The 16,902-nt window shown below is 53.6% G+C and carries 16 protein-coding genes and 1 pseudogene; 8 read left to right on the plus strand and 9 right to left on the minus strand.

The window, feature by feature from the left end; translation table 11 throughout:
- Positions 1-1,246 (minus strand): annotated as a pseudogene (lsrA, locus tag UC14_RS14415) (autoinducer 2 ABC transporter ATP-binding protein LsrA); the annotation flags it as partial.
- A 231-nt stretch (positions 1,247-1,477) separates the two neighbouring features.
- Between lsrA and lsrR the strand changes: the two are divergent.
- A complete protein-coding gene (gene lsrR, locus UC14_RS14420) occupies positions 1,478-2,452 on the plus strand; it encodes a transcriptional regulator LsrR (protein WP_112197960.1) in 975 nt (324 codons plus the stop codon).
- A 70-nt stretch (positions 2,453-2,522) separates the two neighbouring features.
- Positions 2,523-4,115, plus strand: a complete 1,593-nt coding sequence (gene lsrK, locus UC14_RS14425) for an autoinducer-2 kinase (RefSeq protein WP_013575895.1) — start codon at positions 2,523-2,525, stop codon at positions 4,113-4,115.
- A gap of 57 nt (positions 4,116-4,172) precedes the next feature.
- Here lsrK and kdgT read toward each other — a convergent pair whose 3' ends face one another.
- On the minus strand, positions 4,173-5,171 hold the full coding sequence (gene kdgT / locus UC14_RS14430; protein ID WP_013575896.1) for a 2-keto-3-deoxygluconate transporter: 999 nt from the start codon (positions 5,169-5,171) through the stop codon (positions 4,173-4,175).
- Positions 5,172-5,430: 259 nt separating this feature from the next.
- Positions 5,431-6,096 (minus strand): fructose-6-phosphate aldolase, encoded by a 666-nt coding sequence (gene fsa, locus UC14_RS14435; protein WP_037034458.1) that lies wholly within the window; start codon positions 6,094-6,096, stop codon positions 5,431-5,433.
- A 147-nt stretch (positions 6,097-6,243) separates the two neighbouring features.
- Between fsa and UC14_RS14440 the strand changes: the two genes are divergently transcribed.
- Genes UC14_RS14440 through UC14_RS14450 form a run of 3 tightly spaced genes read left to right on the plus strand, consistent with a single transcriptional unit; the run spans position 6,244 to position 10,385 of the window.
- Entirely contained in the window at positions 6,244-7,143 is a 900-nt protein-coding gene (locus UC14_RS14440; RefSeq protein WP_015690059.1) for a glycyl-radical enzyme activating protein, read from the plus strand.
- A 5-nt stretch (positions 7,144-7,148) separates the two neighbouring features.
- The gene (locus tag UC14_RS14445; protein WP_112197961.1) at positions 7,149-9,581 is read left to right on the plus strand and encodes a formate C-acetyltransferase/glycerol dehydratase family glycyl radical enzyme; all 2,433 of its coding nucleotides are present in this window, start codon (positions 7,149-7,151) and stop codon (positions 9,579-9,581) included.
- A 60-nt stretch (positions 9,582-9,641) separates the two neighbouring features.
- Complete coding sequence (locus tag UC14_RS14450) at positions 9,642-10,385, plus strand: DNA-binding transcriptional regulator YciT (protein WP_013575900.1); 744 nt, start codon at positions 9,642-9,644, stop codon at positions 10,383-10,385.
- A gap of 43 nt (positions 10,386-10,428) precedes the next feature.
- On the opposite strand, the gene araD is transcribed toward UC14_RS14450, so the two are convergent.
- The gene (araD, locus tag UC14_RS14455) at positions 10,429-11,124 is read right to left on the minus strand and encodes an L-ribulose-5-phosphate 4-epimerase (RefSeq protein WP_015690062.1); all 696 of its coding nucleotides are present in this window, start codon (positions 11,122-11,124) and stop codon (positions 10,429-10,431) included.
- 272 nt (positions 11,125-11,396) lie between these two features.
- Here araD and osmB point away from each other — a divergent pair, with 272 nt between their 5' ends.
- On the plus strand, positions 11,397-11,615 hold the full coding sequence (osmB, locus tag UC14_RS14460; protein WP_013575902.1) for an osmotically-inducible lipoprotein OsmB: 219 nt from the start codon (positions 11,397-11,399) through the stop codon (positions 11,613-11,615).
- Positions 11,616-11,845: 230 nt separating this feature from the next.
- On the opposite strand, the gene yciH is transcribed toward osmB, so the two are convergent.
- Both yciH and pyrF read right to left on the minus strand, forming a co-directional pair.
- A complete protein-coding gene (gene yciH, locus UC14_RS14465; protein ID WP_013575903.1) occupies positions 11,846-12,175 on the minus strand; it encodes a stress response translation initiation inhibitor YciH in 330 nt (109 codons plus the stop codon).
- A gap of 12 nt (positions 12,176-12,187) precedes the next feature.
- On the minus strand, positions 12,188-12,916 hold the full coding sequence (pyrF, locus tag UC14_RS14470) for an orotidine-5'-phosphate decarboxylase (RefSeq protein WP_112197962.1): 729 nt from the start codon (positions 12,914-12,916) through the stop codon (positions 12,188-12,190).
- A gap of 191 nt (positions 12,917-13,107) precedes the next feature.
- Here pyrF and UC14_RS14475 point away from each other — a divergent pair, with 191 nt between their 5' ends.
- The gene (locus tag UC14_RS14475; RefSeq protein ID WP_015690064.1) at positions 13,108-13,395 is read left to right on the plus strand and encodes an Arc family DNA-binding protein; all 288 of its coding nucleotides are present in this window, start codon (positions 13,108-13,110) and stop codon (positions 13,393-13,395) included.
- A 94-nt stretch (positions 13,396-13,489) separates the two neighbouring features.
- On the opposite strand, the gene lapB is transcribed toward UC14_RS14475, so the two are convergent.
- The 3 genes from lapB to pgpB all read right to left on the minus strand — a co-directional run bounded on the left by lapB (position 13,490) and on the right by pgpB (position 16,000).
- Positions 13,490-14,659 carry a lipopolysaccharide assembly protein LapB gene (lapB, locus tag UC14_RS14480; RefSeq protein WP_013575906.1) on the minus strand — a complete coding sequence of 390 codons (1,170 nt, stop codon included), beginning with the start codon at positions 14,657-14,659 and terminating at the stop codon, positions 13,490-13,492.
- A 6-nt stretch (positions 14,660-14,665) separates the two neighbouring features.
- Positions 14,666-14,977, minus strand: a complete 312-nt coding sequence (locus UC14_RS14485) for a LapA family protein (RefSeq protein ID WP_013575907.1) — start codon at positions 14,975-14,977, stop codon at positions 14,666-14,668.
- A 267-nt stretch (positions 14,978-15,244) separates the two neighbouring features.
- The gene (gene pgpB / locus UC14_RS14490) at positions 15,245-16,000 is read right to left on the minus strand and encodes a phosphatidylglycerophosphatase B (protein WP_013575908.1); all 756 of its coding nucleotides are present in this window, start codon (positions 15,998-16,000) and stop codon (positions 15,245-15,247) included.
- Between the two features lie 290 nt (positions 16,001-16,290).
- Here pgpB and ribA point away from each other — a divergent pair, with 290 nt between their 5' ends.
- A complete protein-coding gene (ribA, locus tag UC14_RS14495) occupies positions 16,291-16,881 on the plus strand; it encodes a GTP cyclohydrolase II (protein ID WP_015690066.1) in 591 nt (196 codons plus the stop codon).
- The last annotated feature ends 21 nt before the right edge of the window (positions 16,882-16,902 follow it).

A 16,902-nucleotide genomic window follows, 5' to 3' on the forward strand; every position in this document is an offset into this window, starting at 1 on the left:
TGCTGATTACCGCCGGAAAGCGTACGGGCAGTTTGTGACCCGTCGCGGTATTGAATGCCGAGCGCACGGTGATAGCGTTCGAGCACCGCCGCTTCGCGTTTGATGTTCAGCCACCAGCCCTGACGGTTGAAGGTGAGTGAGGTGGTGTTCCAGCTCAGCGGCGCGTCGAGATACAGGCCGGATGCCTGCCGGTCTTCCGGCAAATACACCAGCCCTTTTTCAGCCGCTGTAAGGTCGTCAGGCCGCTGATGTCTTGTTGCTGCAAAAGCACCTGACCACGTCGGGCGTCACGCAGGCCATACAGGGTTTCTGCCAGTTCGGTGCGCCCTGCCCCCACCACGCCTGCCAGCCCGACGATTTCCCCGGCGCGGGCGCTGAATGAAATATTAATAAAGCCCTCACCGGTCAGGTTTTGCACCTGCAAGACCGGTTCGCTGCCTGCCGGGTTGCGTCGTGTGCCGGGTAAATCCAGCCACAACTTTTGTTCTGCGGGCAGCGCGGTGTCCTGGGAATGCGGGGTGATGGCGCGGATCAGCGCATCGTTATCCAGTTCGGCGAGCCTGCCGCTGAGCGCAATTTTGCCATCACGCATCACACTGACCCGGTCGGCAATCGCACGTATTTCCGGCAGTTTGTGCGAGATGAATACCACCCCGACGCCCTGCCCGGTGAGATGACGGACTTGTGTAAACAGGCGGGCGGATTCCGCCGGTGTCAGCGAGGCGGTTGGTTCATCAAGGATCAGCAGCCGCGCATCGCGCATCAGACCGCGCAGGATTTCCACCAGTTGCTGATCGGCCACTTCCAGGGTTCCGGCCAGGGCACCCAGCGGTAAATTGCACCCCAGATCAGCCAGCGTTTGCTGCAATTTTTTTTCGCCGGCCTGATGTGCAGGCAGGCGGAACAGGATGTTTTCGCGCACGGTCAGGCTGGGAAACAGCATCGGCTCCTGCGGTACCAGATAAATCCCCGCCTGATGCGCTTTTGCTGGTGACAGCGCCAGTAAAGGCTCGCCGCCGAGCAGTAACGTGCCGCTGTCGGCTATTTCGACACCGGCAATGATTTTCATCAGTGTCGATTTACCCGCTCCATTGCCGCCAAGCAGCGCGTGGACTTCTCCGCATTGCAGGCTGAAATCGATGTCTTTCAGCACCGCCACGCCGGAAAAGCTTTTACTGACACCGCTGACCTGCAACAGCAGGTTCGTGGTTTGCAGGTCTGCTGATAACTGTTTGCTGCTCTGCATACACCGGCCTCTGGCTTGATACATTAATTGAACAAATGTATTTATCATTTAACATTGTTCATAAAACTAGACCGAGGTGGCAGGGAAAACTTTTGTGCTGATCACAGTTTGTTCAACTCATATACTCTGCGTTATGATTCAGGCAGTAATCATTTGAAATTTGCAAAACACATCACAGTTAACAACATTTTGTTAACGAACAATTGATCTACATTTTGATAAGTGTTCACTATGAATGAGAAGACAACGCTTTCCGATTTGACTAACCATCCGGAATTCAGCATGGGCGAAGAGGAACTGCTGGCGCGCACCGCGTGGTTCTATTACCACGACGGCCTGACCCAGAATGAAATTGGTGAACGGCTCGGTTTGACGCGGCTGAAAGTGTCACGCCTGCTGGAAAAAGGCCGGCAGTCAGGAGTGATCCGCGTACAAATTAACTCGCGTTTTGAGGGCTGTTTGACGCTGGAAAATACCCTGCTCGAACGCTTTGGTTTACAGCAGATCCGCGTGCTTCCACAGCTGGCCGACGGCTCGCTGAGCACACGGCTGGGGGTCGGCGCAGCACACATGCTGATGACATTGCTCAAGCCGGAACAACTGCTGGCTGTGGGTTTTGGCGAAACAGCGATGAGTACGTTGCAACATCTGAGCGGATTCATCTCCTCACAACAAATCCGCATGGTCACGCTTTCCGGCGGCGTCGGGCCCTATATGACCGGGATTGGTCAGCTTGATGCAGCCTGCGGAGTGAGCATTATTCCGGCTCCGCTGCGGGCGTCATCAGCCAGCGTAGCGGCTATTTTCCGTCAGGAACGTAATGTACACGATGTCATGCTGGCCGCCTGCGCGGCAGATATTGCGGTCGTCGGCATTGGCTCGCTGAACCAGAAACAGGACGCGACTATTTTGCGCTCCGGTTATATCAGCGAAGGTGAGCAGCTGCTGTTTGGCCGCAAAGGCGCGGTCGGCGACATTCTCGGTTTCTTTATGCAGCGCAACGGCGAGCTGGCAGAAAACATGGCAATCCACGATGAGCTGATTGCCGTCGCGCCGGACGAACTGGCCAGCATTCCGACCGTGTTAGGCGTCGCAGGTGGGGTCGAGAAAGCTGAAGCCATCGTCGCGGCGCTGAAAGGCAGACGAATTAATGCACTGGTAACTGAAGAGAGCACAGCAAGAGCCATGCTGGCGCTGCTCGACTGACCCGCAGGGTGTAAGGGGCGTGGCGGTCAGGTACACGGTGCCCGATAAACTGGCACGAGAGAACATTGCGATGACCTCTACCCTGAACTCTGACCACGACCGCAACTATCTGATGGCGCTGGATGCTGGTACCGGCAGTATCCGCGCGGTGATTTTCAATCTCGAAGGCGAGCAGATAGCCGCCGGACAGGCCGAATGGATCCATCTGGCGGTGCCGGATGTGCCCGGTTCAATGGAATTTGATCTGCAAAAAAACTGGCAACTGGCCTGTCAGTGTATTCGTCAGGCATTGCAGGAAGCACATCTCCCCGCTTCTGCGATCCGCGCAGTGGCGGCCTGTTCCATGCGTGAAGGGATCGTGCTGTACGACAAATCCGGCGAACCTGTCTGGGCCTGCGCCAACGTCGATGCCCGCGCCAGCCGTGAAGTTTCCGAATTAAAAGAGATCCACGATTTCGAATTTGAACGCGAAGTCTATGAATGCTCCGGTCAGACACTGGCCCTCAGCGCCATGCCGCGCCTGCTATGGCTGGCCCATCACCGCCCCGATATTTACCGTCAGGCTGCCACTATTACCATGATCAGCGACTGGCTGGCCTACATGCTCAGCGGCGAACTGGCGGTGGATCCGTCCAACGCCGGTACCACCGGCATGCTGGATTTAACCACCCGCAACTGGCGACCTGAGTTGCTGGATATGGCAGGGCTGCGCGCCGATATGCTTTCTCCGGTGGCTGAAACGGGTACACGCCTCGGTTATGTCACGGCCAGCGCGGCCGATGCCTGTGGACTGAAAGCCGGAACGCCGGTCGGCATGGGTGGCGGCGACGCGCAACTTGGCACGCTCGGCCTGGGTCTGGTGCGTCCCGGCCAGACCGCCGTCCTTGGCGGCACATTCTGGCAGCAAATCGTCAACCTGCCGGAAGCGGTCACCGACCCCGAAATGAATATCCGCGTCAATCCGCACGTCATCCCCGGTATGGCACAGGCCGAATCCATCAGTTTCTTTACCGGACTGACCATGCGCTGGTTCCGTGACGCATTCTGTACCGAAGAGAAAACCATGGCGCAGCGTCTTGGCGTGGATGCTTACAGCTTGCTGGAAGACATGGCCGCCCGCGTGCCTGTGGGGGCCTGGGGCGTCACGCCGGTATTCTCGGATGCGATGCATTTCAAGAACTGGTATCACGCCGCCCCGTCGTTCATCAATCTGTCCATCGACCCGGAAAAATGCAACAAACCGGTGCTGTTCCGCGCGTTAGAAGAAAACGCCGCCATCGTATCGGCGTGTAATCTGGATATGATCGCCCGATTTTCCGGTGTACGCGCCAGGTCGCTGGTGTTCTCCGGCGGCGGTTCGAAGGGCAAATTATGGTGTCAGATTTTAAGTGATGTGACGGGTGTTCCGGTCAATGTGCCGGTGGTCAAAGAAGCCACCGCGCTGGGTTGTGCGATTGCAGCGGGTGTCGCGGCAGGCGTGTATTCGTCGCTTGCAGACACCGGTGAAGCCCTGGTGCGCTGGGAACGGGAATATCAGCCGGATGTGGCGAACCACGCAAAATATCTGGTGCAGAAAGCCAACTGGCAGGAAGTGTATGCGGATCAACTGGGGCTGGTTGACCGGCAGCTAACGACGTCGATGTGGAAAGCGCCAGGACTGTGAGGATAATTCCGGACTGCTTCCTCCCCTGCGAAGGGGAGGAGTAATCCAAATCTGGCGTTATTTGATACTCGCCATCGGCGGATCCATCGCCACTTTGCCTTTCACTGCTTTGTTCTTCACTCTTCTCGACCACATTGCGGTCAGGATCGGCACCAGAATTGAGGTGACGATAACCGAGGTAGCAACCAGCGCGGTTGCAGCCGGGGCAATCGGTTTGAACTGCGGCACCATTTCAGCAATCAGGACCGGCGTTGCCACCGCGGCCCCCGCAGAACTGGAGGCAGCGAGACCAGCGGTACCATCGCCGCCTCCGATGAATTTGTCAGCGAGGATCAGCGGAATACCGGTGATGACGATAACCGACATCCCCAGCAACACACCTAACAGACCGGTTTGTGCGATGACGTTCAGGTTGATGGTGTTACCGAGTGCGAAGGCGAAGAACGGGATCAGGGTTTGTACCGCTTTGCTGAAGAATTCGCGCAGTTCCGGGTCGAGATTGCCCAGGCTGAAACCGACCAGGAACGGCAACACGGCGCCAACGAAGACGTGCGGTTCAAAAGACGCGATGCCTGCCGTGCCGAGGATCACCATGGTCATCAGCGGGCCGGATTCCAGAGACATCAGCACAAATGCGCCCGCTTCTTCTTTCGTGCCGTATTGCTGCATTACCGAGGCATACAGGCCGCCGTTGGTCATGTCCATTGCAGCCACCAGCGCCAGCACGGAAAGTCCGGCGAAGAAGCCGAATTCCACACCATTTTCCGGCATGAACCGTGATGCTATCGCCGCAACAATCCACGCCACCGCGATTTTGGTGACCACCAACGTGCCGGATTTACGCAACACCGTGCCGGTCGCGCTGAGTTTGATGGAGGCTCCCATGCAGAAGAACCACACCGCCAGAATAGGTACGGTGCCGGTCATCAGCCCGTTGGTGAAGGAACCAAAATATTTGCCCGAATCAGGCGCGAAGGTATGGCACAGCGCACCAATGAAGAGAGGCACCAACATCATCCCGCCGGGGATTTTTTCTATCGCTCGTTTAATGTGCATGATTTTCACCTGATTTAAAAGTCACGGACTACCTGATGCCGCTACGTTATCCATTTCTCAGGATGATAAAAGTGATTCAACTCATAAATTGAAACGATGTTTCTATTTTTTAGATCGGTAGTTTTAATAATTTACTCCGTCAATATTTAATTTCGGAGAGAAATCACATTTTCGAATTATTTGTACGAAAATACTTAACACACAAAAACAAAAAAGCCCGCAACAGTTGCCTGTGCGGGCCGGGTGTCACACAAAAATGTCAGCTCAGCGATAAAGTGCCGAACGCCTGACGCCAGTCAGTATCAAACTTTTCAATCGCCGCTTCGACGGCAGGTGTATTGAGTAACTGTTCGGCCACATCCACCGGTAAGGTGATTGACTGACATCCCGCCAGCAGGCAATCCATCGCCTGACGTGGGGTTCGGAAACTGGCGGCCAGCACCTTCGATTGCGGCGCGTGCAGGCTGAGCAAGGTCTGCAACTCTTTGACCATCGCGATGCCGTCACCGCCCTGTGCATCCAGACGGTTCACATAAGGCGCAACGTATTCCGCCCCCGCCAGTGCCGCCAGTAATCCCTGACCTGCGCCATACACCGCCGTGCCCAGCGTCGGGATATTCATGCCCTTCAGCTTTTTAATGGCCGCCAGACCTTCACGGGTTACCGGCACTTTCACGACCAAACCGGACACCCGCTGCGTCAACAACAACGCTTCTGCAACCATTTGTTCGGCGTCGGCAGCAATCACCTGTGCGAACAATTTACCGTTACCCCCCAGCGCATCGCGCAAGGCAGGCAGCACTTCCCACAGCGATTTACCTTCTTTCGCCACGATGCTCGGATTCGTGGTGACCCCCTGCAACGGCAGGATGCGCGACAAACGTTTTACCGCAGTGACATCGGCAGTATCGAGATACAGCTCCATAACTTTCTCCCTGAAACTTGTGAGTGAATGCAAAGTTCAGAGAGTGTACGTCAGCAAGCAGAAGGTTTGTTGATCATCATCAAAATCACTTTCGAATGAAAGTTATTAAATTGCGAAAGAAGATTTTTAGCACCAGGGAGCGTCGAGATGATTTTCAATGTGCAGCGTTATTCCACACATGATGGCCCGGGGATCCGGACGGTGGTTTTTCTGAAAGGCTGTTCCCTGAGCTGTACCTGGTGCCAGAATCCGGAAAGTCGTTCGGCGGCGCCTGACGTGCTGTTCGATTCACGTTTATGCAGCGCAGGATGTCAGCACTGCGCAAAGACTTTTCCACATGCTGTCAGCATAGAACATGACCGCATCGGGATTCGGCATGAACAATTTCAGGCAGAAGATCTCTGTCTGATCGAACAGGTTTGCCCTTCCGGCGCGCTGAGTGTGTGTGGAAATGACGCGGATATTGACGCGCTGATGCAGCAAATCCTGCGGGATAAACCTTTTTATACCCGTACCGGCGGCGGTGTGACGCTTTCCGGCGGCGAACCTTTCCTGCAGCCACAAATTGCGCTGACACTGCTGCAACGTTGCCGTCACGAAGGGCTGCACACCGCCGTGGAAAGTTGTCTGCATGTGCCGTGGAAATACATTGAGCCTTCGCTGGGGGCGCTGGATTTATTGCTGGCGGATCTCAAGCATGTGGCCGATGAACCTTTCCGCCGATTGACCGGCGGTTCCGCCAAAAGAGTGAAGGATAATTTCCGTCGTCTGGCTGCGGCCGGACAAAAGCTCATCGTCCGTGTGCCGTTAATTCCTGATTTTAATGCTGACCGGGCATCCATCCGCCAGATCGTTGATTTTGCGGCGGATGAAACCGGCTGCGAAGCCATTCACTTTTTGCCGTACCACACGCTGGGCATCAATAAGTATGTCCTGCTGGGGCAACCTTATCTGGCGCCACGCCAGCCGTTAAATGACCCTGACCTGCTGACGTTCGCTGAACAATACGCCGCAGAAAAAGGACTTTGTGCACAGTTAAGAGGATAAGAAAAATGACCCAACTGAATCTGAACACCCTTTCCGCCCGTATCCGGTCTCATAAAGAAGCCCTGATCCACATCGTCAAGCCACCGGTATGTACCGAGCGCGCACAGCATTACACGCAGGTTTATCAGCAACATGCTGACAAACCGCTGGCGGTACGCCGCGCGCTGGCGCTGGCTGAACATCTGAGCAAACGCACTATCTGGATCAAACATGACGAGCTGATCGTCGGTAATCAGGCCAGCGAAGTGCGCGCTGCACCGATTTTCCCGGAATACACCGTGGGCTGGATCGAAAGTGAAATTGACGCGCTTGCTGACCGGCCGGGCGCAGGTTTTGTCGTCAGCGAAGCCAACAAAAAAATCCTGCATGAACTCTGCCCGTGGTGGCGCGGGCAGACCGTGCAGGACCGCTGCTACGGTATGTTTACCGATGAGCAGAAAGCATTGCTCGACAGCGGTATCGTAAAAGCCGAAGGCAATATGACTTCCGGCGATGCCCATCTGGCGGTGAATTTCCCGCTGCTGCTGGAACTGGGTCTGGACGGATTACGCAGTAAAGTGGGCGAGCGTCGCAGCCGCATTCAGCTGACTGACTGGGAAGATTTGCATAAAGAGCAATTGCTGAAAGCCATTGATATCACGCTGGCAGCGGTCAGCGACCACGTCGTGCGTTTCGCACAACTGGCACGGGAAATGGCCGCCACGGAAACCCGCGAGCAGCGCCGTAGCGAGTTACTGACCATCGCCGCCAACTGCGACGTCATTGCTCATCAGCCACCGCAAAACTTCTGGCAGGCGCTGCAACTGTGTTACTTCATTCAGCTTATTTTGCAGATTGAATCCAACGGCCACTCCGTGTCGTTTGGCCGCATGGATCAGTATTTGTATCCGTTTTATCGTCATGACGTTGAGCTGGAACAAACGCTGGAGCGTGATCAGGCCATCGAACTGCTGCAAAGCTGCTGGCTGAAATTGCTGGAAGTGAACAAGATCCGCTCCGGTACGCATTCCAAAGCGTCGGCGGGCAGCCCGTTGTACCAGAACGTCACCATCGGCGGGCAGAATTTGCATAATGACGTGGCATCCGATGCGGTCAATCCGCTGTCATACGCCATTCTGGAATCCTGCGGACAATTGCGATCCACCCAGCCGAATCTGAGCGTGCGCTATCACGCCGGAATGAGCCGCGACTTCCTTGATGCCTGCGTACAGGTGATCCGCTGTGGTTTTGGCATGCCCGCCTTTAATAACGATGAAATTGTTATTCCAGAATTCATCAAACTGGGCGTCGAAAAACAGGATGCTTATGATTATGCCGCCATTGGCTGCATCGAAACGGCAGTCGGCGGCAAGTGGGGCTATCGTTGTACCGGCATGAGTTTCATCAACTTTGCCCGCGTGATGCTCGCCGCGCTTGAACAGGGGTACGATGCGAAAAGCCATACCCGCTTCCTGCCGCAGGAACGCGGTTTGTCGCAGGGGAATTTCGATAATTTCGATCAGGTCTTTGCGCAGTGGGATGAACAAATCCGTTATTACACCCGCAAATCCATCGAAATCGAATGCGTGGTCGATACGGTTCTGGAAGAGAATGCGCAGGATATTTTGTGTTCGGCGCTGGTTGATGACTGTATAGAACGCGGGAAAACCATCAAGCAAGGCGGTGCGAAATACGACTGGGTTTCAGGATTGCAGGTCGGGATCGGCAATCTGGGTAACAGCCTGGCGGCAGTGAAAAAGCTGGTATTCGATCAGGGCGTGATTGGCCAGCAGGAACTGGCCAACGCGCTGGCTTCAGATTATGAGGGACTGGACGGCGAACGACTGCGTCAGCGGCTGATTAACGGCGCAGAGAAATACGGCAATGATCAAGACGAGGTCGATAATTTGCTGGTGCGTGCGTATCAGTGCTATATCGATGAACTGTCGAATTATCACAATACCCGCTTCGGACGCGGCCCGGTCGGTGGCACGTATTACGCGGGTACATCGTCTATTTCGGCCAACGTGCCGTTTGGTGCCGCAACTACCGCCACGCCGGATGGACGTAAAGCCTTTACGCCGCTGGCGGAAGGGGCCAGCCCGGCATCCGGTACCGATCATCTCGGGCCGACAGCGGTCTTTAATTCGCTGAGCAAATTACCGACAGAAGCGATTCTCGGCGGCGTACTGCTCAATCAGAAACTGAATCCGGCATCGCTGGAAAATGAAAGCGAACGCGAGACGTTAATGCTAATGCTGCGGACATTCTTTGAGGAACATCGCGGCTGGCATGTTCAGTACAATATTGTTTCCCGCGAGACATTACTTAAAGCGCGTGAGGAACCGCAGAACTATCGCGACCTGGTTGTCCGTGTCGCCGGTTACTCCGCATTCTTTACGGCCTTATCGCCTGAGGCTCAGGATGATATTATCGCCCGTACAGAACATTCACTTTAAAATTCGCATCTGAATTTAACTTTCAACGGGCGGCGCAGGCTGCCCGTATTTTGGGCGGTTATGAACGACAGACAACAAGTTATTCTGCAATGGGTAAACGATAAGCAGCGCATCAGCGTCAGTGAGTTGTCACAGATTTGTCAGGTGTCAGAAGTGACGATCCGCCACGATCTTACGCTACTGGAACAGCGACATTATCTGCGCCGTGCGCACGGTTTTGCCGTCGCTATCCAGACCGATGACGTGGATACCCGCATGATGTCGAATTTTGCCCAGAAGCAGAAACTGGCGAAGTTTGCGGCATCCCTGATCCAGGACGGCGAAACGGTATTTTTCGAAAGTGGCAGCAGTATCGCCTTGCTGGCGCAATATCTTGCCGATAAGAAGAACCTGACGGTGATTACCGTCAGCGGTTATGTCGCCTCTTTGCTGAAAAGTATGCCCTGTGACGTGGTTCTGCTCGGCGGGATGTATCAGAAAACCAGTCAGACGGTGGTCGGCCCGCTGACCAGAATGTGTCTGCAACAAATGAATTTCAGTAAAGCGTTCATGGGCATCGACGGCTTCACCGATACCACCGGCTTTACCGGCCGGGACATGTTACGTGCTGATGTGGTGAATGCGGTCGTGGCTAAAGGTGCGGAAAATATCGTGCTAACGGATTCATCGAAATTCGGTCAAATAAATCTTAACCCGCTGGGGCCGGTCAGTGCCTTCAGCCGGGTCATCACTGACGACAAATTATCCCCTGAATATCAGCAGCAACTTTCCGCTGCCGGGATTAAGGTCAGCCTGGTCGGCTGACCTATCCTTATCTGTCTCCCCTGATAATTCGGGTTTCAGGGGATTATTGGCCGTAGTAGGCATTCTTGCCATGTTTACGCAGGTAGTGCTTATCCAGTAATTGCGGCTGCATATCCGGCAACTGCGGCGTTAACTGGCGGGAGAAAATGCCCATGTAGGCGACCTCTTCCAGCACGACGGCGTTATGCACCGCATTATCGGCATCTTTCCCCCAGGCAAACGGCCCGTGCGAATGCACCAGTACAGCCGGAATGTCTGCCGGCGACAGATGTCTTTCCGCGAAGGTTTTAACGATGACTTCACCGGTCTCCCATTCATAACGTCCGGCGATTTCCTCTTCGGTCATCAGCCGCGTGCAGGGAATGTTGCCGTAGAAATAATCCGCGTGCGTGGTGCCCCAGGCGGGAATATCCAAACCGGCCTGCGCCCAGATGGTTGCGTGGCGCGAATGCGTATGAACAATACCCCCTGCTTCCGGGAAATTCAGGTACAGTACCCGGTGGGTATCGGTATCGGAAGAAGGCTTTTTGCTGCCCTCGACGATTTTGCCGGTCTCCAGTTCCACCACCACCATGTCGTCCACGCCCATGTGGTCGTATTCCACTCCCGACGGTTTAATCACGACCAGCCCAAGTTTACGGTCAACGGCGCTGACATTTCCCCAGGTAAAGGTCACCAGATTATGGCGAGGCAGTGCCAGATTGGCCTCTAATACCTGCTCTTTCAGTTGCTTTAGCATCTTGGTTTCCTCTTATTACGAGGCTTTATTGTCTGGGTGACGGGTGTGTGCAGGTATGGGGGAAATCGCTAAAGAGTGCGTACAGATCTGCTGCAAACGTAAAAGTGCCCATTTGTTCCACAAACCGTTGAATGTTTGTCCAGCTTTTTAGTCTTTTGTGTGGTGAGAAAGAGCATCCTTGGTGAATTAAGATTATTCACCTAGTGAATGTATATCAATTTCACTATTTTTAATTAACGGATGCACAACTGCGTCTGGATAGGAGAAAAATTATGATGCTCGTGAATAAACGTGTTGCCAGTATTGCACTGGTTCTGACTCTGGCAATGTCTGTCAGCGCTTGTGGTAACTGGTCTAAGCGTGACCGTAACACCGCAATCGGTGCGGGTGCAGGTGCGCTGGGTGGTGCAGTTCTGACTGACGGCAGTACCTTAGGGACATTGGGTGGCGCTGCAGTGGGTGGTATCATCGGACATCAGGTCAGTAAGTAAAACAACCGGGAGATAAGTTCTATTTAACTGGCATCAAAAACGTAAGCGTTAAGCAACGAATAAAGCTAAAAATAGGATTGGGTTGTTTTTCAGGTCAACTTTATTGTCATCAGATGGATGACAAACAACGTGCTTTCGCGTTGTGATATCTCTAAAAGCTAAAGCAAGATGCTGCACCTTTGCGGATGCAGCATCTTATTATAAACGGTCAGTGATCGTTTACAGACAGGTCAGCCCCCCGCCAGTTTCACTTTCATGCCTTTCGCTTCCAGCAGTTGTTTAAGCAGATCGCGTTTGTCACCCTGGATCTCAATCACGCCGTCTTTCACCGCACCGCCACAACCGCATTTCTTTTTCAGTTCGGCAGCGAGTTTTTCCAGTTCAATATCATCAAGACTGACACCGGTGATCAGGCACACGCCCTTCCCTTTGCGCCCGCTGGTCTGGCGCTGAATACGCACAATGCCGTCACCTTTCGGACGCTCAGCCACGACTTTGGGCTCATCGATTCTGCCGCTGTCGGTCGAATACACTAAACGGCTGTTGCTGTCATTGCTCATGGTTTTTCCTTCTTAGCGCAGTGATGCCAGAATTTCACGCAGGGTCTGCGCCGGATCGGCAGATTGCGTGATCGGCCGGCCAATCACCATGTAATCCACGCCCGCCGCCAGCGCTTCCTGTGGCGTCATGATGCGACGCTGATCATCGGCTTTGCTGCCAGCCGGGCGGATACCCGGCGTCACCAGTTTGAACGCCTGCCCGAGAGCAGATTTAAAACGGGTCGCTTCCTGCGCGGAACACACTACGCCATCGAGGCCGCAGTCGCGTGTCAGGCGCGCCAGACGTTCAGCATAATCAGCCGGAGAAAGTTCAATACCTAAATCCGCCAGGTCATTGTCTTCCAGGCTGGTCAGCACCGTGACGGCAATCAGTAAAGGTGCATCTTTTCCAAACGGTGCCAGCGCTTCCCGGGCCGCCGTCATCATGCGCGCACCGCCGCTGGCATGCACATTCACCATCCAGACACCCAAATCTGCCGCAGCAGCCACAGCGCGCGCAGTAGTGTTAGGGATGTCGTGGAATTTCAGATCCAGAAAGACGTCGAAACCGCGGGTCTGCAGATCTTTGACCATCTGCGGACCAAAATGAGTGAACATCTCTTTGCCAATTTTCAGACGGCAATCACGCGGATCGATTTTGTCAGCAAACGCCAGTGCGGAGGATTTATCGGCATAATCGAGAGCGACAACAATCGGTGAAGTATTTAAGTCTTTGTTGTTAGTGTTATTTTCGGACTTCATCTCGTCAGCCTCTTGTCAGTTTTTACGTCAGGAAGAAATAATATAATTTTTGCCGCCGATATTTTACATGGCAAACCACTGAATTCACAGCTACACCTAATGTGACAGTTTTATTAAATTTTTGTGATGCACTAGACGATGCAACAAGGCTGGCTTAGCTTGTTACTTTTACTCTAAGGAAAGGCAGAAAAATGAGTGAGATAACAACCCTGACCGTTAAAATTCCGGTTGAATTGAAAGAACTGATCAAAAACGCCGCTGCGGAAGCAGAACATTCATTAAGTGCAGAAGTTGCGGCACGCCTGGAAGAGAGTTTTAACCCTGCTGCGCCCAAAGGTAAAAAAGCCGCTAAAGCCACAGAACACGAAATTGATAATCAGCATCTTGCAGAAGAGACTGAACCCGCGCTGACCACCAAAGAAATCAAGAAATTGCGGACGTTGCTTAATGCCCGCAAGGCGAGCAGCAAGAAGAAGTAAGAGTCGATTTAAAATATCCTGCGGTTTCCCCTAAATAATTCACGTTGCAGTAAGGCGACAAACGCATCTGCAACCCGAAGTATGACGGGGAAACTTATTGGCCATCCAGACCCCGGATTGGCTTTATCGTCGCCCAGCCACGGCATGACGGGCAATGCCAGTAAAGTGAATGCGCGGTAAAGCCGCATTTGTGACAGCGATAGCGTGGCTTCGTCCGGATCTGTTCACCCACCATATCCCGCAGCAACACCAGGCTCTCTTTCGCACGCCCTTCTTCCGCATCCGCCAGATGGTAATCCATCAGGTGATGAAACACGCGCATGGTCGGATGGCGTTGCAACTGACGGTTGATATAGTTTTGCGCGGTCTCACGCCCTTCTTCATCCTGGATGATTTCGGCCAGCATCAGTTCTGCTGTGGCGCCGGTATTTTCATCCACACAACGCCTGAGAAACTCGGCCCATGCCAGCGTATCGTCAAGATTCTGGTAACACTCCTGCAGCATCGGCAACGCTTCGCTGACCAGCTCTTTATCCTGCTCCAGCACCCGCTGTAAGGCCTCTGTCGCTTTGCGGTAATCGCCCTGCGCCAGTAAAATCCGCCCCTGCATAATGGAGACACGGGCACAGAGTTTGTCCGCTGCCGCCGCCTTTTTCAGCAAGCCGGTCGCCTTATCGAAATCTTCAGACACCATTGCCTGCAATGCCAGTTCACACCAGAAATGCGCAATTTCTTTACGGCGGTTTTCTTTGCCGAGCTTGACCAGACGTTCCGCCACATCAATGGCGTTCTGCCAGTCGCTGGTGGCCTGATGAATAATCAACAACTGTTCCAGCGCAAACAACTGGAAATCCTGCTCTTTCACCAGCTGGTTGAACATGTCTTCCGCACGATCATAGAAACCGGCAGCCATGTAATCACGACCCAGTTGCTGTACGGCGAGCAGGCGCTGTTCGAAAGTCAGCGAAGCACTTTCCATCAGCGACTGGTGGATACGGATCGCACGATCGACTTCACCACGGGAGCGGAACAGGTTGCCCAGAGTCAGGTGCGCTTCGACTGTACTGCTGTCCTCTTTTAACATTTCGAGGAACAGATCGACCGCTTTATCCTGCTGATTGGAAAGCAGGAAGTTAACCCCCGCGACGTATTCACGCGACAGGCGGTTAGCATTTTCCTGTTTGTCCTGCTGAGAACTTCTGCGCCCCATGTACCAGCCATAGGCGGCCGCAACGGGCAACAACAGAAACAGCAGTTCTAACATAGAGGGTTATTCCTTGCTGACATCGTAAGATGCTGCTGGCGGCGTAACGACAGCCGCGGGTTCAATTTGCTGCTCCAGGCGTTTGATTTTACGCTGGGCGCGCCCCAGTGACAGACGTACACGCAGGTAGAACAAACCACAGATTATCCAGCCAAGAATAAAACCGGTAGCGAACAGCACAGCAAGCAGTGTCGAAACACGATAGTCACCCTGTGCCAGCAAATAATTGAAGGTCACAGTCTGATCGTTATGGGCACCCAGAGTGATAGAAATCACAACGATGACCAGCAAAAATAAAAAAATCAGCAGATATTTCACATTCATTCCTGTAATGCCGGGTGTACCGGATGAATTATGCCAAAAACTCGCGTCCCGACCTAATAAGTTAGCATTTCCGAACAAAGCAGGGAAACATTGCGGAGGGTTTAAATGCCGTCTGTAGCAACTTCATTCGACTTTAGTGTGGTGTCGTGACCACCACGACAATTAAGGCTATGGAATGTATATGGGGATGAAAACCATGAATTAAAGGGTTCACCAGGAACCCCCTGAGATTTCAGACGGTAAGAAATCAAAAAACCGGGATTATTCACGCTCGCTGATTTCCTGGTTTTCTGCTGGTGGTGGCGTTAGCGGCCCGACATAGCGCTCCGTCAGCCAGCAGGCCAGCATTACCAGGATCCAGCTGATGCCCACAGATGCCATCAGGTCGCGTGGCCAGTGCATGCCGAGCATCAGTCTGCTGCCCATCACCACCACCGCCCACACCATCAGCACGGTGACCGTTTTATAGTGTTTACGCCGCCACAATAACCCGACACCGAGTAAAGCCCAGGTTGCGGCAAACATCGTGTGGCCAGAAGGGAATGCGTATCCCGTGTCGTTCTGCCAGCTTTTATTCAGCCAGTGCGGGATTTGCACGTTGTCGCCCAGCACCTCTTTCACCTGCCGGGCACGCGCTTTACTTTTCCGGGCATAAAATTCATCGACGTTCATCTGATGATCCGTCCCCAGCCATGCGACATACGGCCTGGGTTCGCGGACTTCGGCTTTGATAAAGTCTTTAACATACTGACCGGCCAGCACTGACAAGGTGATGATCACCACCAGCCCGATGGCTGGTTTAAGCCGAAATCGCAGGCACCACAGAAACCAGCCACAGAGGATCACAGTCGTCATGATTCCCCATGGTTCACTCACCGTTTCCGTGACCCAATAAAGCGGACGCAGCACGGCGGGATTACCACCCGGTGTCCACGTCCAGCCGCTTATCCACACCGCTGCGGGCATCAGTAACAAAAGAACAGCCCCGAGAGCGGTGCGCCTGGCGATATCAAACATAGTCGTCCCTTCAGTCATGCGTAAAAAGAGTTGGAGTGTATCAACGTTGTGATTGCTTAACATTCCTTTAGCGTGAGTTGTTGAAGAAGCGGTTATAATTCATAAGTTATGAACTAATCGTTCAAATATTCCCGCTAAAATGTGACCCAAACTGTGGCAAAATGATGCCCTGTCGTGATGGAAAGGCACCGATTCCCTATCCAGAGGCCGCATCAGAAAGTAGGATGCGCATCAACAAGTAAAATACTTACTGTAAATAAAGACTATTTGTGGTTTTTTTGGAGCATAAAATGCAGCTGAAACGGGTGGCAGAAGCCAATCTGCCAACACCTTGGGGCGATTTCCTGATGGTGGGTTTTGAAGAATTGGCCACCGGGCACGACCACCTGGCGTTAGTTTTTGGCGACATCACCGGTGAAACGCCGGTTCTTGCGCGCGTTCACTCCGAATGTCTGACCGGTGATGCCTTATTCAGCCTGCGCTGTGACTGCGGTTTCCAGCTCGAAGCCGCACTGAATCATATCGCCGAAGAAGGTCGTGGCATCCTGATGTATCACCGTCAGGAAGGCCGTAACATCGGTTTGCTGAATAAGATCCGCGCATATGCCTTACAAGACAAAGGTTACGACACCGTCGAAGCCAACCATCAGCTTGGGTTCGCCGCAGACGAACGCGACTTCACGCTGTGCGCCGACATGTTCAAATTGCTGGGTGTCGATTCCGTACGCCTGCTGACCAACAATCCGAAGAAAGTCGAAATTCTGACTGAAGCCGGTATTAACATTACAGAACGCGTCCCGCTGATCGTCGGCCGTAATCCGGAAAACGAACGCTACCTGTCGACCAAAGCCGCCAAAATGGGCCATCTGCTCGACAAGTAAGGATTTATAGTCCGATCCAAA

It is taken from the genome of Rahnella sp. NRRL B-41462 (genome assembly GCF_003263525.1).
Classification (GTDB): domain Bacteria; phylum Pseudomonadota; class Gammaproteobacteria; order Enterobacterales; family Enterobacteriaceae; genus Rahnella; species Rahnella aceris.

Excerpts from the sequence above, each read along its gene's own strand:
- lsrR (WP_112197960.1), top strand. The coding sequence starts at position 1,478 with ATGAATGAGAAGACAACGCTTTCCGATTTGACTAACCATCCGGAATTC.
- lsrK (WP_013575895.1), top strand. The coding sequence starts at position 2,523 with ATGACCTCTACCCTGAACTCTGACCACGACCGCAACTATCTGATGGCG.
- kdgT (WP_013575896.1), bottom strand. The coding sequence starts at position 5,171 with ATGCACATTAAACGAGCGATAGAAAAAATCCCCGGCGGGATGATGTTG.
- fsa (WP_037034458.1), bottom strand. The coding sequence starts at position 6,096 with ATGGAGCTGTATCTCGATACTGCCGATGTCACTGCGGTAAAACGTTTG.
- UC14_RS14440 (WP_015690059.1), top strand. The coding sequence starts at position 6,244 with ATGATTTTCAATGTGCAGCGTTATTCCACACATGATGGCCCGGGGATC.
- UC14_RS14445 (WP_112197961.1), top strand. The coding sequence starts at position 7,149 with ATGACCCAACTGAATCTGAACACCCTTTCCGCCCGTATCCGGTCTCAT.
- UC14_RS14450 (WP_013575900.1), top strand. The coding sequence starts at position 9,642 with ATGAACGACAGACAACAAGTTATTCTGCAATGGGTAAACGATAAGCAG.
- araD (WP_015690062.1), bottom strand. The coding sequence starts at position 11,124 with ATGCTAAAGCAACTGAAAGAGCAGGTATTAGAGGCCAATCTGGCACTG.
- osmB (WP_013575902.1), top strand. The coding sequence starts at position 11,397 with ATGATGCTCGTGAATAAACGTGTTGCCAGTATTGCACTGGTTCTGACT.
- yciH (WP_013575903.1), bottom strand. The coding sequence starts at position 12,175 with ATGAGCAATGACAGCAACAGCCGTTTAGTGTATTCGACCGACAGCGGC.
- pyrF (WP_112197962.1), bottom strand. The coding sequence starts at position 12,916 with ATGAAGTCCGAAAATAACACTAACAACAAAGACTTAAATACTTCACCG.
- UC14_RS14475 (WP_015690064.1), top strand. The coding sequence starts at position 13,108 with ATGAGTGAGATAACAACCCTGACCGTTAAAATTCCGGTTGAATTGAAA.
- lapB (WP_013575906.1), bottom strand. The coding sequence starts at position 14,659 with ATGTTAGAACTGCTGTTTCTGTTGTTGCCCGTTGCGGCCGCCTATGGC.
- pgpB (WP_013575908.1), bottom strand. The coding sequence starts at position 16,000 with ATGTTTGATATCGCCAGGCGCACCGCTCTCGGGGCTGTTCTTTTGTTA.
- ribA (WP_015690066.1), top strand. The coding sequence starts at position 16,291 with ATGCAGCTGAAACGGGTGGCAGAAGCCAATCTGCCAACACCTTGGGGC.